Origin of the sequence: Devosia sp. 67-54 (assembly GCF_001899075.1) — a bacterium.
Lineage (GTDB): Bacteria > Pseudomonadota > Alphaproteobacteria > Rhizobiales > Devosiaceae > Devosia_A.
The window spans coordinates 361,061-375,966 of the sequence record NZ_MKVA01000011.1; the positions used below are offsets into that span (position 1 = coordinate 361,061).

19 protein-coding genes and 1 tRNA gene are annotated in these 14,906 nt (G+C 65.5%); 6 read left to right on the forward strand and 14 right to left on the reverse strand.

Annotated elements, in window-relative coordinates; all coding sequences use genetic code 11:
- Positions 1-20: 20 nt before the first annotated feature.
- The 3 genes from rpsA to BGO82_RS18625 all read right to left on the reverse strand — a co-directional run bounded on the left by rpsA (position 21) and on the right by BGO82_RS18625 (position 3,859).
- Positions 21-1,718: a 30S ribosomal protein S1 gene (rpsA, locus tag BGO82_RS18615; protein WP_291307124.1), complete on the reverse strand. Its 1,698-nt coding sequence runs from the start codon at positions 1,716-1,718 to the stop codon at positions 21-23.
- A gap of 165 nt (positions 1,719-1,883) precedes the next feature.
- Positions 1,884-2,546 (reverse strand): (d)CMP kinase, encoded by a 663-nt coding sequence (locus tag BGO82_RS18620; protein ID WP_291307125.1) that lies wholly within the window; start codon positions 2,544-2,546, stop codon positions 1,884-1,886.
- Positions 2,543-3,859: a hypothetical protein gene (locus BGO82_RS18625; RefSeq protein ID WP_291307126.1), complete on the reverse strand. Its 1,317-nt coding sequence runs from the start codon at positions 3,857-3,859 to the stop codon at positions 2,543-2,545. Before BGO82_RS18625 ends, BGO82_RS18620 begins: the two co-directional genes overlap by 4 nt.
- 172 nt (positions 3,860-4,031) lie before the next feature.
- Between BGO82_RS18625 and BGO82_RS18630 the strand changes: the two genes are divergently transcribed.
- Together BGO82_RS18630 and BGO82_RS18635 are read left to right on the forward strand one after the other, a co-directional pair.
- On the forward strand, positions 4,032-4,445 hold the full coding sequence (locus BGO82_RS18630; protein ID WP_291307127.1) for a TIGR02300 family protein: 414 nt from the start codon (positions 4,032-4,034) through the stop codon (positions 4,443-4,445).
- A 121-nt stretch (positions 4,446-4,566) separates the two neighbouring features.
- Positions 4,567-4,642: transfer RNA gene (locus BGO82_RS18635), tRNA-Ala, on the forward strand.
- Here the strand turns inward: BGO82_RS18635 and BGO82_RS21095 are convergent.
- From BGO82_RS21095 to BGO82_RS18650, 4 genes are all read right to left on the reverse strand, one after another.
- Positions 4,605-6,167 (reverse strand): recombinase family protein, encoded by a 1,563-nt coding sequence (locus BGO82_RS21095; RefSeq protein WP_366246985.1) that lies wholly within the window; start codon positions 6,165-6,167, stop codon positions 4,605-4,607. The two genes, BGO82_RS18635 and BGO82_RS21095, sit on opposite strands and share 38 nt — an antisense overlap.
- Positions 6,164-6,502, reverse strand: a complete 339-nt coding sequence (locus BGO82_RS18640; protein WP_291307128.1) for a hypothetical protein — start codon at positions 6,500-6,502, stop codon at positions 6,164-6,166. The genes BGO82_RS21095 and BGO82_RS18640 overlap by 4 nt, the downstream gene beginning before the upstream one ends.
- 10 nt (positions 6,503-6,512) lie before the next feature.
- On the reverse strand, positions 6,513-7,241 hold the full coding sequence (locus BGO82_RS18645; RefSeq protein WP_291307129.1) for a hypothetical protein: 729 nt from the start codon (positions 7,239-7,241) through the stop codon (positions 6,513-6,515).
- Positions 7,242-7,354: 113 nt separating this feature from the next.
- Complete coding sequence (locus tag BGO82_RS18650; RefSeq protein WP_291307130.1) at positions 7,355-7,819, reverse strand: hypothetical protein; 465 nt, start codon at positions 7,817-7,819, stop codon at positions 7,355-7,357.
- A gap of 62 nt (positions 7,820-7,881) precedes the next feature.
- Between BGO82_RS18650 and BGO82_RS18655 the strand changes: the two genes are divergently transcribed.
- A complete protein-coding gene (locus BGO82_RS18655; protein ID WP_291307131.1) occupies positions 7,882-8,139 on the forward strand; it encodes a hypothetical protein in 258 nt (85 codons plus the stop codon).
- On the opposite strand, the gene BGO82_RS18660 is transcribed toward BGO82_RS18655, so the two are convergent.
- Genes BGO82_RS18660 through BGO82_RS18690 form a run of 7 tightly spaced genes read right to left on the reverse strand, consistent with a single transcriptional unit; the run spans position 8,133 to position 12,716 of the window.
- Positions 8,133-8,408: a hypothetical protein gene (locus BGO82_RS18660; RefSeq protein ID WP_291307132.1), complete on the reverse strand. Its 276-nt coding sequence runs from the start codon at positions 8,406-8,408 to the stop codon at positions 8,133-8,135. The two genes, BGO82_RS18655 and BGO82_RS18660, sit on opposite strands and share 7 nt — an antisense overlap.
- Entirely contained in the window at positions 8,405-9,796 is a 1,392-nt protein-coding gene (locus BGO82_RS18665; protein WP_291307133.1) for a TraM recognition domain-containing protein, read from the reverse strand. Before BGO82_RS18665 ends, BGO82_RS18660 begins: the two co-directional genes overlap by 4 nt.
- Positions 9,793-10,095: a hypothetical protein gene (locus BGO82_RS18670; RefSeq protein ID WP_291307134.1), complete on the reverse strand. Its 303-nt coding sequence runs from the start codon at positions 10,093-10,095 to the stop codon at positions 9,793-9,795. The genes BGO82_RS18665 and BGO82_RS18670 overlap by 4 nt, the downstream gene beginning before the upstream one ends.
- Positions 10,085-10,483, reverse strand: coding sequence for a hypothetical protein (locus BGO82_RS18675; RefSeq protein ID WP_291307135.1), 399 nt, complete (start codon positions 10,481-10,483; stop codon positions 10,085-10,087). The genes BGO82_RS18670 and BGO82_RS18675 overlap by 11 nt, the downstream gene beginning before the upstream one ends.
- Positions 10,480-11,097, reverse strand: coding sequence for a hypothetical protein (locus BGO82_RS18680; protein ID WP_291307136.1), 618 nt, complete (start codon positions 11,095-11,097; stop codon positions 10,480-10,482). The genes BGO82_RS18675 and BGO82_RS18680 overlap by 4 nt, the downstream gene beginning before the upstream one ends.
- Before the next feature lie 30 nt (positions 11,098-11,127).
- On the reverse strand, positions 11,128-12,429 hold the full coding sequence (locus tag BGO82_RS18685) for a hypothetical protein (protein WP_291307137.1): 1,302 nt from the start codon (positions 12,427-12,429) through the stop codon (positions 11,128-11,130).
- A 38-nt stretch (positions 12,430-12,467) separates the two neighbouring features.
- The gene (locus tag BGO82_RS18690; protein WP_291307138.1) at positions 12,468-12,716 is read right to left on the reverse strand and encodes a hypothetical protein; all 249 of its coding nucleotides are present in this window, start codon (positions 12,714-12,716) and stop codon (positions 12,468-12,470) included.
- A gap of 142 nt (positions 12,717-12,858) precedes the next feature.
- Between BGO82_RS18690 and BGO82_RS18695 the strand changes: the two genes are divergently transcribed.
- From BGO82_RS18695 to BGO82_RS18705, 3 genes are all read left to right on the forward strand, one after another.
- Complete coding sequence (locus tag BGO82_RS18695; protein ID WP_291307139.1) at positions 12,859-13,950, forward strand: hypothetical protein; 1,092 nt, start codon at positions 12,859-12,861, stop codon at positions 13,948-13,950.
- On the forward strand, positions 13,947-14,393 hold the full coding sequence (locus BGO82_RS18700; RefSeq protein ID WP_291307140.1) for an ankyrin repeat domain-containing protein: 447 nt from the start codon (positions 13,947-13,949) through the stop codon (positions 14,391-14,393). The genes BGO82_RS18695 and BGO82_RS18700 overlap by 4 nt, the downstream gene beginning before the upstream one ends.
- Before the next feature lie 72 nt (positions 14,394-14,465).
- Positions 14,466-14,819, forward strand: a complete 354-nt coding sequence (locus tag BGO82_RS18705; protein ID WP_291307141.1) for a hypothetical protein — start codon at positions 14,466-14,468, stop codon at positions 14,817-14,819.
- The last annotated feature ends 87 nt before the right edge of the window (positions 14,820-14,906 follow it).

Genomic DNA, 14,906 nt, shown 5'->3' on the forward strand with positions numbered 1-14,906 from the left:
GGCGGGGCGGGCGCTGCGCCTCACTTCTTCTCGCGGTCCTTGAGCGCGGCGCCCAGGATGTCGCCGAGCGAGGCGCCCGAATCCGACGAGCCGTACTGCGCCACCGCTTCCTTCTCCTCGGCGATTTCCAGCGCCTTGATGGAGAGGGCGATCTTGCCGGTCTTGCGGTCGTACTGGGTGACGCGGGCATCGACCTTGTCGCCCTTGGCGAAGCGCTCGGGGCGCTGGTCGTTGCGGTCGCGGCTGAGGTCGGCGCGGCGGATGAACGCGGTCATCTCGCTGTCGGCGATCTTGACCTCGATGCCGCCATCGTTGACCTCGGTCACCGTGCCGGTGACCACCGAGCCCTTGCGCAGGCCCTCGCCCGAGGCGTCCTTCTCGTCGCCGGTGCCCAGCTGCTTGATGCCGAGCGAGATACGCTCCTTGTCGACATCGACGTCGAGCACCTTGGCCTTGACGATATCGCCGCGGTTGTACTCGTCGAGCGCCAGTTCGCCCGGCTTGGTCCAGTCGAGATCGGAGAGGTGGACCATGCCGTCCACGTCGCCGTCGAGGCCGACGAACAGGCCGAACTCGGTCTTGTTCTTGACCTCGCCCTCGATGGTCGAGCCGATCGGGAACTTCTCGGCGAAGCTCTCCCACGGGTTCTGCAGCGTCTGCTTCAGGCCCAGCGAGATGCGGCGCTTGTCGGGATCGACCTCGAGCACCATCACCTCAACCTCCTGCGAGGTGGAGACGATCTTGCCGGGGTGGACGTTCTTCTTGGTCCAGCTCATCTCGGAGACGTGGATCAGCCCTTCGATGCCCGGCTCGAGCTCGACGAACGCACCGTAGTCGGTGATGTTGGTCACCCGGCCGGTGAACTTGGCGCCCACCGGATACTTGGCCTCGATGCCTTCCCACGGGTCGGCCTGGAGCTGCTTCATGCCCAGGCTGATGCGGTGGCTCTCGTGGTTGATGCGGATGATCTGGACCTTGATGGTCTCGCCGATCGACAGCACTTCCGACGGATGGTTGACGCGCCGCCAGGCGATGTCGGTGACGTGCAGCAGGCCGTCGATGCCGCCCAAATCGACGAACGCACCGTAATCGGTGATGTTCTTGACCACGCCGTCGACGATCTGGCCTTCCTCGAGCTGCTGCACGATCTCCGAGCGCTGCTCGGCGCGCGATTCCTCGAGGATGGCGCGGCGCGACACGACGATGTTGCCGCGGCGCTTGTCCATCTTCAGGATCTGGAACGGCTGCGGCACGTTCATCAGCGGGCCGATGTCGCGGATCGGGCGGATGTCCACCTGCGAGCGCGGCAGGAACGCCACGGCGCCTTCGAGATCGACGGTGAAGCCGCCCTTGACCTGGTTGAAGATGATGCCTTCGACGCGCTGGTTGGCGTTGTACATCTCTTCGAGCTTGACCCAGCTCTCTTCGCGGCGGGCCTTCTCGCGGCTCAGCACCGCCTCGCCCATCGCGTTCTCGACGCGATCGACATACACTTCGACCTCGGACCCGACCTTGATGGTTCCGTCACGGCCGGCCTGGCCGAATTCCTTGAGGGCGATGCGGCCCTCGGTCTTCAAACCGACGTCGATGATCGCCAGATCCTTTTCGATCGCGACCACCGTTCCCTTGACGACGGCGCCTTCCATCGGCTCGTTGTCGAGGAAGGAGTCCATCAGCATGGACTCGAAATCGTCTTTCACTGCAGCTTGCGTAGCCAAATATCTCTCCAATCGCGCCCGGTAGCTGGTGTTGAGCCGGCCCGGCTTCGTCGCTCTGCCAAAGCAAAAGCGACCCGGTGCGCGAAAGCGCGAGCCAGCGATTTGATTGAAATGCCGCGGCCGGTCCTTGGTCGATGACGAAGGGGCGTTGCGGGAAAGGTTGGATTAGAAGCCGTTCGGAGTGGTCGAACGCTTCGCCTTTCCGGCCAGAACCCCGTCGACAATGGCGACGGCTGCGCGGAGTGCGGCGTCTATATCCAATCGCGTGGTGTCCAGCAAGTGGGCATCGGGCGCCGGATAGAAGCCGCCATGCGGGTTGGCGCGGTCGCGCGCATCCCGCTCCTCTATCTGGTGATAGAGGCCGTAGCGGTCAACCGCCTGGCCGCGCGCTTCGAGCTGGCGCGCCCGGCGCTCCATGCGCGCCTTGGAATCGGCCTCGATGAACAGCTTCACGTCGGCATCGGGGGCGATCACCGTGCCGATGTCGCGCCCGTCGAGCACGGCGCCGCCCGGCTGCAGCGCGAATTTGCGCTGGAAATCGTAGAGCGCCGCGCGCACCGGGCCGATCACCGCCACCTTGCTGGCGAGCGGCCCGGCCGCGGCGCTGGTGAGGCTGTCGCGGTCGCTGAGATGCGCCGGATCGAGCGCCTGCGCCGCCGCGATCGCCCGCGCCTCGAACTCCGGCGTGTCCACCGCCTCGGCCGCCGCGAGGCCGACGGCGCGGTAGAGCAGCCCGGTATCGAGATGCGGCAGCCGGTAGTGCCGCGCCAGCCCCAGCGCCAGCGTGCCCTTGCCCGACGCCGCCGGGCCGTCGACGGCGATGATCATGCCGCCGGACCGCCGGCGGCCGGGGCGCTCGAAAAGCTCGCCCCGACATGCTCGAAGGCGGTCACGAAATCGGGAAACAGCTCGGCCATCACGGTTCCGTCCTCGATGCTGACCGCGCGGTCGGCGGCCATCCCCAGCACGAGGAACGCCATCGCCAGTTTGGGGTCAAGCCGCGGCGCCACGTTTCCCCCGCCCGGCACCCGCTTGCTGCCGCGCACCAAAAGGCCCCCCTGCTGCTCGATGCAGTCGACGCCATTGGCCCTGAGCGCGCGGGTGAGCGCCAGCCGCCGCACCCCCTCGCCCAGCCCCTCGAAGCGGGTGTCGCCGGCGGCGAAGGCGGCCGCGACGCAGAGGATGGGGAAATCCTCGGCCGCGATGCCGAGTTCGGCCGGAATCACCGCCCCCTGCAGCCCGCCATGCCGCACCACGATGTCGGCGCCGCCCTTCTGCGCCGCGCCGATGGCGATGTCGCCGCCCATCAGCGCCAGCGCATCGAACAGCGCGAGCCCGCGCGCCGTCAGCGCCACGCCGCTTAGGGTGAGCTCGGAATCGGGGGCGATCAGCGCCGCCACCGCCGGATAGACGGCGAGGTGCGGATCGCCCGGCACCGTCAGCGCCTGGGCCCGCAGCGGCGCCAGGCCCTCGAGCCCGAGGCGCAGCCCCGCCGCGTCCTCCTCGGCGCCGAGCCGCGCCCCGAAGGCGGCGAGCAGATCGATCGCCGGATCGTGGCTGCCGGCCGGCAGCGTGAGGCGCGAGCGGCCCACGGTCACCAGCGCGTTGAGCAGCAGCGGCGCCACCAGCCCCGCCGCCTCGGCCGGCAGCGCCAGGTCGAGCGGCACGCCGAAGCGCGGGCCGCAGAGCCGCATCTGCCCTCCGTCGCGCGCGATGCGGCAGCCATTGCGGCCGAGAAAGCCGAGCAGCGCCTCGCTCACCGGATCGGCCGGGGGCCCGTCGAGCACCACCTCCATGTCGTGCCCGGCGATGAGGCCGATGAGCAGCGGCGCCGCGGCGCCGGTTTCGGCCAGCGGCAGCGGCCCGGCGGGGGTGAGCAGCCCGCCCACCCCGAGCCCCTGCACGTGCCAGCGCGGCCCCGCCGGCGCGACGTAGGCGCCCAGCGCCCGCAGCACCTCGGCTGTCGCGGCCAGTTCGGGGGCCGGGCTCACGGTGTCGAGCACGCTTTCGCCGCGCGCCATCGCCGCCAGGATCAGCGCCAGCGCCGACAGCAGCGGCTCGCCGGGCAGCCGCATCGGCCCGCGCAGCCACGGCGACCGCTCGGCGCTGAGCGGCAGGGACGGAATCGACGCTTTGTTCATCACGCAACTGCACCGGGAGGCGGTGCGCCAGCATCGTGGCGAGGCGCGGCGCAAATGAGGCGGATGCACGGCTGGGATTTGCCGCGTTTTTTGCGTTTGACAGGCAAATCGTTTGCCCCTAACCGAGCGAACCCAGCGGAGGCCCCGCGTTTCAACTCATAGGGAAGCTGCCTTGGCCCAAGACCCACGCGGTACAAAGCGCGAAGACCCCGAGACCGGCAAGAAGTTCTACGATCTCAACAAGGATCCGATCGTCTCGCCCTACACAGGCAAATCCTATCCGCGCTCCTATTTCGAGCAGACCCTCGCCTCGCGCAAGGCGAACGAGCGCGACGAGGAGCAGGAGGACGAAGAGGACGTCGAGGTCGAGGACGTGACCAAGGCGCCCGACGAGCCCGAGGTCATCTCGCTCGAGGACGCCGATGCCGAAGAGGCCGGCGAGTCCGGCGACGAGGAAATCCCCGATGTCGAGGACGTCGAGGATGTCGAGGACATCGGCGACGACGACGAGGACGCTTTCCTCGAGGAAGACGAGGAAGAGGACGAGAACCTCGATTTCGACGTCGAGGGCGGCGACGAGCGCTGATCCCCGCGTCCGGCGCGCGTCGCAGCGACGCGCCCGGATTTGGTGCTTGCGTCCTCGGAAACGCTCGACTAGAGAACACCCGCGCTTCGGCAGGTCCGCCCGCCGAGCCATCCCAAGGAATGGGGCCATAGCTCAGTTGGGAGAGCGTCTGAATGGCATTCAGAAGGTCGTCGGTTCGATTCCGATTGGCTCCACCACTCTTTCGCACAGCACCCTCAAGGTCTCTAAGACCTTGAACGGTAAGGCGGTTTCAGCGGTTCGATAGCCGGTCTTCCGGTCATAGGCCAGACGCTGACCCCAAACGAGCTTCAGCACCGCCCGGCGATCCTCGACGCGCTCGGAACGCCATAGACGGCAAGGGTTTGCCAGGAACTCGAAAGCGGTTCGATAAGTCCGGCCGAAGGACGGTCCCGTCTGCGTCGTGGTCGCGATTTTTTCGTTCAAGACTGCCTTGCGCAATTCCAGGTCATGGATGCGCCTTTCATAGGCCGCGGCGAGTTGCGAGCTGGTGGCCTCCACGGCTCGGTCCAGCAGTTGTTCGACCTGGCCGTTCAACTGGCGTAGCTCCTGTTCCCAAAGCGTACGCCTCTGCTGGATGTTTCCCAGCTTCATCTCCCACAACTCGCGGATCATCGCGAAGGCCGCGTGGAAGAGTGTTGCAGTCGGCTGCAAACTTGCCAGCATCACGTCGAACTCACCTTCGAGTTTTTCCTTGCGCACTGACTTGCGGTACTCGCCGCATCCGCGGGTATCGCAGAGATAATATGGGTAACGCTTCGACCGGCCCTTCGACCAGCAGGCCGTAAGAGGTTCACCGCAGCAGCCGCAGACGACGAAGTTGCGTAGCGGAAAGTCGGCGCTCAAATCCTTGCGGGCGGGCGCGTTTCTCACCCCTTGGCGCCGAGCGAGAATCGCCTCGTGCGTCTCCAGCGTGATGAGGGCTTCGTGCTGACCGCGCACAAGATGCAAGCCCCATGATTCGATGCTGAAGTATCCGGCATAGAGCTGGCGTGTCAGCAACTGCGCGATGTGCGACATGTGGACCTCGCCGTTCCGCGCTTTTGGGTAGGCCGGTTGCGCCTGAAGAAAGCGCTGCACTTCGGTCAGCGTCTGGAGCCGACCCGACGCATAACCATTAAGAGCCTCGGCGACGACCGACGCGACGGGTTCGTCGCGCACCAGCATTCTCCCATGCCCCGTGACATCCGCAAATCGATAGCCCACTGGAGGCAGGAAGAGCCAATAGCCCGCGCTGGCACGCGCGGTCATCTTCTGGACGACCTGTCGGCTGTTTTGCTTGCGTTCAAGCTGGCCCTGCGCAGCCAGCACCGTCTCGATGAATTCGCCCTCGGGCGTATCCTCGAAGCGGAAGTTCGGGCACTCGATGCTGGCGCCCCTCATCCTGAAGGCGTGACGCAGCTTGATGTGGAATTCTGTGTCGCGAGCAAAGCGCTTCAGATCGTCGAAGATGACGACATAGTTCTTTCGGCCGCGCTGCGCATCGAGATAGCTCAGCAACGCCACCATGCCGGGCCGCTTCATGAAGTCGCCGCCGCCCGACACATCGTCGGGGAAAACCGCCTCGACCTCACATCCGATCGACTGGGCATGGTGGCGGCAACGCGCCTCCTGCGATTCGAGTCCGTGCCCGTCCGTCGCCTGCTTCGCACTCGACACGCGGCAATAGATGAGGGCCTTGGTTGGTCTGGTTGGGGTCGTCATGAATCTCCTTCTTTCTTGCCCCGGCTCGATCGTTTGAACACGGCGGCGACAGCTTGGGCTTTCCTCGGGCTGGCGGTCGTATCCGAGTCTAGCACGGGACCGGCATCGCGCGCACGTTTGACAGCCGGACGCTCGGCCCCGTGCAGCTTGGCAGCGCTCACGCTGCGCTGCACGATCTGCTGTTGGGCCAGTTGTACAGGATCATCGCCGAAGGCCCGATCGACGAAGCTTTCCATGATCCGCCACAGCGCCGCGAGAAGCTCGGTCTTCTCGCGGTCGCTGAGGTCAAGGTGCTCGACATGGCGGCGGTACTTCGTCAGATCGACCTCACTCATTGCCCAGCCCTCAGCGCCTCAGCTCCATGCGCGAGCGCGACGGGATCCGTGCGCTCGACGGCCCCGGCCGGCGGCTGTCGCCGTCGCCACGGGCAGCCTCACGACGGCGCTGTGGCTCGCGCGACGGCTCGTCGTTCGACTCCGACTCACGGCCCGCCTGCCGCGCCTGACCGCGCTGGCGTTCGGCCTCGATCTGCGGGCGGTAGAACGTCTCTTCAATGTCCTTGCCCCACTGGTAGAAGTCGGCGCCCTCCACGGCCTGAAACTCTTCCTTCATCAGCCGCTTGGCCCCGGCGTCCGTGATGCCCAGCTCGCGGCCGAGCAGTTCGCCCTGATGGGCAAAGGCGCGCGAAAAGGTGATCTTGTCGCCGGTTTCGATCATCTCACCCGTGGCCTTGGCGAAATGAACGCCGAGACTCTTCTGCTGCGGCGTCAGCATTTCCTCGCGCTGCATCAGCTTTTCCCGCATATCGTTCATCGACTGGCCGACACGGGAGCGGAAGATGTCGCGGATCATCGTCTCCGCCTTGCCGGAGTCGAACTTCTCGGTCCGGGCGAAGGCGTGCGCGTAGTCGGCAAGCTTTTCCTTGAACGTGCCGCTGCGCAGTATTTCGCGCTCGATGATGCTGGTAATGGCCACCGCTTCGTCGAACTGCGAATTGCTCAGCAACCGCGCCGAGTAAGTCTCCCGCACGTCTGCGGCTTGATCTTGGTAGTTCTGGGTCTTTGACTGTTCCATTGCTTTTCTCCTTTTGCTAGAACAAACCATGAACATAGGAATAATATTCCTACGTTGGCAAGACTTATTTGCGAGTGGGCCGCCTGATCTGCGGGCGGGATTGCCATAACTGCCTACCTCTCGAACGGGCGCACTCGCCGGTCCACGGCGCGCGCAAAGGCGGAGCGGGCGACGCCTCGCATCCGGTTTTCGCCGGCCGAGCGCTCAACAACCTCCTTGAGCTGCCTGCGCTCGTATTCATCGATCACCATGAGGCGACGCTCATGGGCGTCCCGCACATCGCGTTGCGCCTGGCGCAGCAGGTCCGCCGGATTGAAACGATCGGCGCCGCCCCAGAACGGCTTGAACTCGCGGCGCTGCGCCCCGGCCTCGGCGATCAACTGGCGCCGGCGGGCTTCGACACGGCTGTCGTACCGGGCCGCGTAAAGGTCTTTCTCTTTGACCCGCGCATCCTGGCACCGAACCTTCAAATCCTGCACCCGCCGCCACTGGCGCGGCGACTGGATGGTCTGGGCTTCGCGGCGTAGCGTCGCCAGCTCGAAGATGCGGCGCAGTTCCTGATCTATCGGCAAGCTCATGATCTGCCTCGCAATCCGGCCCAAATTTGCAATCGACGCCCGCATTCCGTCACGCTTGTCCGATGATGCAGTTCGACGACAGTGACGATGTGGAAGAGTGGCTGGAAACGCTCGGCTACGAAGACTTCTGGACGCAGGCCGACCTGTTCGTCCTCGAGCTTTGCGGTCAGTCCCGTGCGTGCTGCGACAGGCAGATCGCCTCCGGCAGTATTGACGCGAACACCGTTCTTGACGTGCTGAAAGGCATGGCGCGGCTCGAACTGATCGAGCGCTTCAGCCTCAAACCGCGCGACATCATGCCGTGGTATTCCCTTCATTGACCGCCTCCCGCGTCGCCCTCGCGGTGAAACACAACCCAAGAACACTGGCCATCACCGGCAGACGACGTGAAGACCCCATACGGACCGACGAAGGTGCAGCGCGTGTACCAGCGGTCCTTGAAGCTCCACGGGTCGCCACCTGCCGGTACATCGAAGCTGTAAGAAAACAGCACATGCGGCAGGCCGAAGGCCGCATAGGCAGCGTAGAGGCCGAGCGCCGCCGGCACCCACAGGAAATAGGCCGGGCGGATAAGGTGGGGCCGCGTCATGGGGCACCTCCATTGTCGATGACGACCTTGGGGTCCGGCGCAAGCCGCACGCCTTCGAGCGGATTGTCGGCCAACTCATGGCAATAAGGTGCGATCTGGTTCTGCCGGATTTTCCGGCAATGGATGAAGCCGACGCCGGCAACGTGCAGGAGCTGCTGATCGGGCGGCAGCCGCATCAGCTCGTCGGCGCTCAGCAGCCGGTCGCGGCCCGTCGAGAAATTCCGCGACCACGCGCTGCGGTCCGAAGACAGCCCGAGGCTGGAGCTGACATTGAGCGCTTCGCCCATGGCGCGGGACGCGCGCTCGGCTTCCTCGAAAACAGAAAAGGAGAGCCACTGCTTGGTCGTGCAGTTCTCCTCCAGCAGCGCGGTTTCCTTCTCGCCATAGCGGCGGACGATGTCCTGCCGGCTCTGCGCGATGAAGTGCGAACGGGCGCCGAAGGCGCGCTGGATGGTGACGCGGTTCAGGGCATCGCGCAGCGGCGCGTTGCAGAACTCATCGAGGATGTATTCGGCGCGGCCCGCCCCATGCCGCAGTTGCGCGTTCATCAGTGCCAGAAAGTGCAGGGCGAAGAACGGCCCCAGCCGGTCGGTGAAGCGCGCCGGATTGACGAAGCACACCACCCAGCCGTCCCGGATCAGCTCGGTGTGCGTGAGGCTGGCATTGCGCCCGGCATCCTGCAGCGCGCCACTGGCGAATATTTTCAGCGCGCTGACGGCCGCGCGTATGTGCTGCGCATAGTGCTCCGGGTTTTCCCGTTGCATGTCCAGAATCTGACGTGCCGGGTTGCTAAGGCTGGGGGCGAGGCTTTCGCTGCCGTCCTCGAGCGCCATCTGCCACGTCCGGGGATCGGCGATCAGCGCCTGGAGCGCGCCCGGAAAGCACAGGCGCGGATTGCGCTCGAGAAGGGCACGCAGGCCGAAATCCATCAGGTCGCGCGGCGACGAGCGCCAATAAAGATTCTTGGCGTCGTCGGCCGGCTCATCGATCAGCGCGTGCGTGATGTTGTCGAGGACGAACGGCAACTGGTCGGGATCGTCCGCCGCCGCGGCAGACGCCGCCCCGAACGCATTGAGCGAGAGACGGTGCGGATGGTTCGCTCCCAGCACGCCGAATTCATCCACGATGCCAAATCTGCGGCCGTGTTTGACGCACATCGCGCCAATCTGCGCGGCGATCTCGCCGTCCTTAGCATCGTTGATGAAGATTGCGCGGTTCCTGTCGGCGAGCATCGTCATCAGCGCCACCATCGACACGCAGGTCGTCTTGCCGCCGCCGGCCGCCGCGAAGGTGATCGAGGACCCGGCATTGACCGGCTCCAGGATCGGCTTGCCATCGAAGGTCAGCCCGAGAATGCGGCGCCCGGCATTGTGAATGCGCTGGGTCATTGGATCATCCCCGCCCGCCGCAGATCGGCTTCCGTCGCGAGCTGCGCCGACTTCGGCGCGCCGCCTTGCGCTGCGAACTCGGCCAGCGCTTTGCGCCGCTGCCACGATGCAAGGATCAGTCGCACAGCCCTCACCAGCGAGCCGAGCGCGCCAGCCCCGAGCACGATGGAAATAAGCCCCATGCCCCACCATTCGCCCTCGGCGGGCCATATCCGCCAGGCGGTCCAGGCCAGCAGCGCCGCCCCGAAGAGATTGAGATTGACCGCCGCGATGTCGCGGACGCCGGTATCATTCGGCATCGCGCATCTCCCTCGCATCGCGGATGGACATCGCCTCTTCGATCGCCCGGCGCACCTGGCGCAGTGTCCGCACCGGCCCGAGGCTCGTGGCGACCTCGTGATCGCGCAGCGCCAGCGAATGGACCTGCAGCGTGCCGATCGACAGCCCCGCGAGCGCCGCGGCCGCACCGATCGCTACGAGCGCCCCGATCTCGCCCGGATAGAGATAGCGGGAGAAGGCGGCGGCGAGGCCGAAGGCGGCGGCCGCCAGCGGCAGCACGACGATCAGCAGCGGGCGCTCGACCGACACATATTCGATCTGCGCCAGCCGATAGGTCTTGCGCCGGGTGCGCAGCACGCGGTCGGTGACCTCGAAGCCGCCGCCGCGGAAGAAGATGGTTCCACTCATGACGCCGCTCCCTCGGGCGCGGCGCAGGCACCGGCCTGCTGGAGGCGCAGGAGCCGCGCGTCAAACCCATCCAGCGCGGCCGGGCGCACGAGGGAAAAGCTGCCGGCGAAGATCGCCCATTCGGTGCGCGTCTCGGCGATCGCCGCATCTGCCGCGCAGCCGCACACATCGCCCGCTGCCGCCAGCCGGGTTGCGGTTTCGGCGCGGATCTGGCCCAGCGCGTCCTGATACGCCTGCTTGGCGGCGGCGACGTCCCCGGCCTCTTGCTCCATGGCCAGGTCCATCATGTCGTCAACGCCGAACATGGTGCTCAGGTCGCCGCCCAGCTCCTTGAGTCCTTGCATGAACGGACTGTTGCGCAGCGCCCGCAATCGTGCCGCCGCGCGTTCACGGGTCGTCTCCGCCGCCGGTGGCGGCAGGGCCCCGATGCGTGCCGCGCCGCCCTGGGCGGCCAGCGTGCGGACGGCGGCGGCGCAGGCCGGCAGATGATCGGCGCGCACCACGCGCTCGGCGACGAACGGGCCGCTGAGGAAGTAGGCGAAGCTGCCATAGGCCAGGGCAGCGATCACCAGCGTCTTGGGCAGGATGCCGCCCAGGTTGAGATCGGGAAACATGGGATTCTCCTTTCGGGCGTGAGAGGGTGATCAGTCCGGCCGACGGGCCTTGCGGCGCACGGTGGCCAGCCTGCCGCGGCCAGCGGCGACCAGGCTGGCCCCGTCATCGCCGTCGCCGGGCTTGCGCTGCGCGATGAGCCGCGGCCGCGGCTGTTCGATCGCCGGAACGGCGGCGCGGAGCTTCGGCGCCGCCCTGCGCGGTTCGGCGGCCGGCGGCGGCGCGGCGGCGATGACGGCCTCGCGGCGATAGATGTCCCAGCGCAGGCCCCAATAGGTGAACAGCCACAGGGTGCTCGGGAACACGATCTCCACCACGGCGGCGATCGCGGCCACCGGGATGAAATGCCCGATGAAGCCGAGCGTGTCGCCGACGCCGGGGCGCGGCGGGAAGGCTGGCGGCGGCTCGCCGGCCGTGGCCGTGATCGAGCCGACGACCGTCTCGAGCACCTGCGCCTGCTTCTGCGTGATGGCGGCGAGCGCCGTGGTGGCTTCGGGCCGGTCGGCGACGGTGACGCCGGCTTTCACCTCCTCGGCATAGGCCGAGATCAAGGCGAGCGGCATGGCTTCGGACAGTTGCGCCGCCTGCTGGCGAATGCGCGCATCGACGAGCTGAAGCTCGCCGCGGCGCGCCCAGATGTCCTCTCCGTCATCGGCGAGAATGTGCTGATAGTCGGCTAGGGCGGCATCGAGCGCCGCGAGCGCGCTCGCCCGCGCGGCCTCGCCGGCAGTCAGTTGATCGCCCACGGTCTGGGCGCGGCCGGCGAGCGCGTCGAGGGCGCGCCACACCGGCCCCTGGCCGCCGCTCGCGCGGCCCGACACGCAGGAGCTTTGCTGCTCGCAATCGCGCTTGGCGCTGAGATCATCGACGATCGAGCGCAGGGCGGACGCGGCGCGGCCCGCTTCGGCCGCGCTCTGGGTGCGATCGCCGATAAAGGTAGCAAGCTCCGCGCCATGCCGCTGCATTTGCAGCACGGCCACGTCCTTGAGGACGAGGCCGGCATAGGTCGCGGTGAAGAGGCCCGCGCCGACCGCCAGCATCGAAACGATGCTGACAATGGCGGCGCCGAGATACCCTTTGGCGGCTTGGGGCGCGCCATGCTCGATAGCGAGGCGGTTGACCGCATAGGCGACGACGCCGGCGCTCAGTGACAGCACCAGCGCCTTGGCGTTGCTCCACAGATCATGCCCCGAAATGATATTGGGCAACGCCAGGAACAGCAGCGTGGCGGAAAACACCACGCACACTGGAATCGCCCATTCGGTGAAGGGCGGTATCCGCTTGCGCGGCAATTGCATGGGACCGCGCTCAGCGGCCGGGTCGGGCTTGGACATGGTCGGTTCCTCACAGATCGAAGGCGATAGGCCGCGTGCTATCTGATCGTGGGCTCGTCGCTATCGGAGCCCGGCAGGAGCGACTCGACCCATTCCCGCACGCCCGGCTCATCGATGAATCGAGTCCACTCATCGACTTCGGCGGCGATCCAGATGCGCCCGTGCGAGTGGTGGCAGGCCGAAGACGGAAACACGCCCAGGTGCTCCAGCCAGAGCACGGCGCTCAGCGTGAAGCCCGTGCGGGCGACTACGTCGTCGGCGGTGTAGTGTGTGGTTGCATTGCGCATGTCTTGTTCGTCCTGACAAAGCCGTTACGATTTCCGGCCAGGAACAAAGCTTGCGCACTGAGTGACGGACCGCTTTTTCCGGCTGGTCCTAGCTCAATAATCACGGACTTCCCCGAAGTCCCGAGACAGAGTTGTAACAACGATGCCGCAGAAGGTGCTGAAGGGCGACTATGACGTGTACGCCCTGCAGCGGATCATCCAGAAGCTGAGCGACCTCGTGCGCTCGCACCCCAATCTGTCGCTAAGCCAGATCGCCGAGCGCATTTCGGCATGGGCCTCCCAGCCGTTCCACCGGGAGTATCTGGGCCGGCTTCGAGCCTACTCACTGAACGACGCCCACATCAACACGATCGTTGAGTGGATCGTCGAATTCCATGATCCGGATTTCCGCAAGAAGCTGACGCCGGAAGCAATCTTCGGCGTGGTCGGGGAAGCGTCACGCGACTTCTATTTCCACTTCTCCCAGATCGATCCGTTCGAAGCTTGGGAGCAGGAGGTCTTCAACGCGTTCGCGGGGATATACATCTGTGCGCCTGCGGACGATCGCAACTCCTACCTGCCGATGCCGGTGTTGCGGCGCTTCTTCGCTGACCCTGATGCCTTTCCACCAGACGTGCGGGTCAAGCGTGCGCTCGACATCAAGCAGTATGTTTCCGAACGCAGCATCCTGGTGCTGCGCGCCATGCCGATCGGCTACTACCATGCGGCGGAGTTTCCAATGTCGCTGCTTTTTCCACCAGGCTTCGCGCCGCTGGACGTCAAGATGGTCTACGAAGGAATCGGCATCGCGTCCGGCAACAGCGTCCGGGTATTCCTTCGTGAATGTCTTTCGCGGGTGGGCAAGTCCCACTCGATCCTCATTCATCCAAAAGGTCGCGTTGAGGAGGCCAATCCCAGAAGCATTTCCATCAACGTGGGCGGAAACGTGCGCAACGAAGTGCGGGCCGACTGGGAGAAGCTGAGCGACGATGACCTTCGCCATCTGCGCGCCGAGTTCGCCGAAACCATTGCCCTCGGCCATCATCTGGCGGGAACGGCACAGATCGAATTGTCACCGCTGCCGAACGTCAAGAACCGGGTCGAGATGACCTTCACGCGAGATCAGGTCTATCATCGCAAGCCGCCAGACTTTCTCCGGCATGGCGATCTCCATTTCATTCGTCCCGATATCGAAAATCGCGACGAGATCGCACGGATCGTCGATAACCCGCTTGCCGTCGGGGCACTTGAATGAGCGTCGCCCCCAAACCAAAACCTACACCAAGACCGGCGCACCTTGAGCCCCAGGACGGGTCCCGTCTGGCGACACACGCGCTCTTGCGTGCCGCCTACATGGACGATCTCGACGAGGCGCGCGCCATTCTTGCCGCCGATCCCGAGCAGCTTAACAGGCAGGACCCTTATGCGGGTCTGACTGCGCTGCACATCGCCATTTTCCGGCAAAATACCGGCATGGTCCGCCTGCTCGCCGGGCACCCTGGTAGCAAGGTCTCGATCGAGGACAATTTTGGCCGGACCGCCGCGAGCATGCTCACCTATACGTCGAACCACGAGATATTCGACATCATCCTGCAAGCCGCATCGCCAGAGGTGGATCGAGCCTGGCGCGACAGCGTGTTCGACGACGGCCGCGCTGCCGGCAAAGTCATTTCTCTGCCAGATCCAAAGAAAAACTAGCACAATCAATGCACTATTGAGTAAATCTGTGCCGACTTTGAAATTATATTGTATACTTGGTAATGTATTTCTGTGGATGAAGAGAAAAACAATAATCAGACCGAAAACGGGCAACAACTGATCGATAGCGCAATGGCCGGAAATCTGGACCGTGCCATCGCCTGCCTGAAGAGCGATCCGGGCTGCGTGAACGCGCAGGATGCCGCGACCGGCGTCACGGCTCTACACGTCGCCATCGTGATGCAAGACGCCCAGCTCGTCGCGCTACTGGTAGCCCAGCCTGATTGTGACCCCTGGATACGCGATCATATGAACCGGGCAGCGCCCGATATGCTGATCTACACACGCAATAGAACCATCTTCGATGCGGTCACGGCGAAAGCCTATCCGGAAGCGGAAAAGATGTGGCAGGAACTCAAACCTTGAACAGCCGCGCCGCAGGAAAGCAGAGCGGCTGCTGACCCGCCGCAGGATCACGCGCCGTCAAATGACACCGGTATGATCCGATCGCCG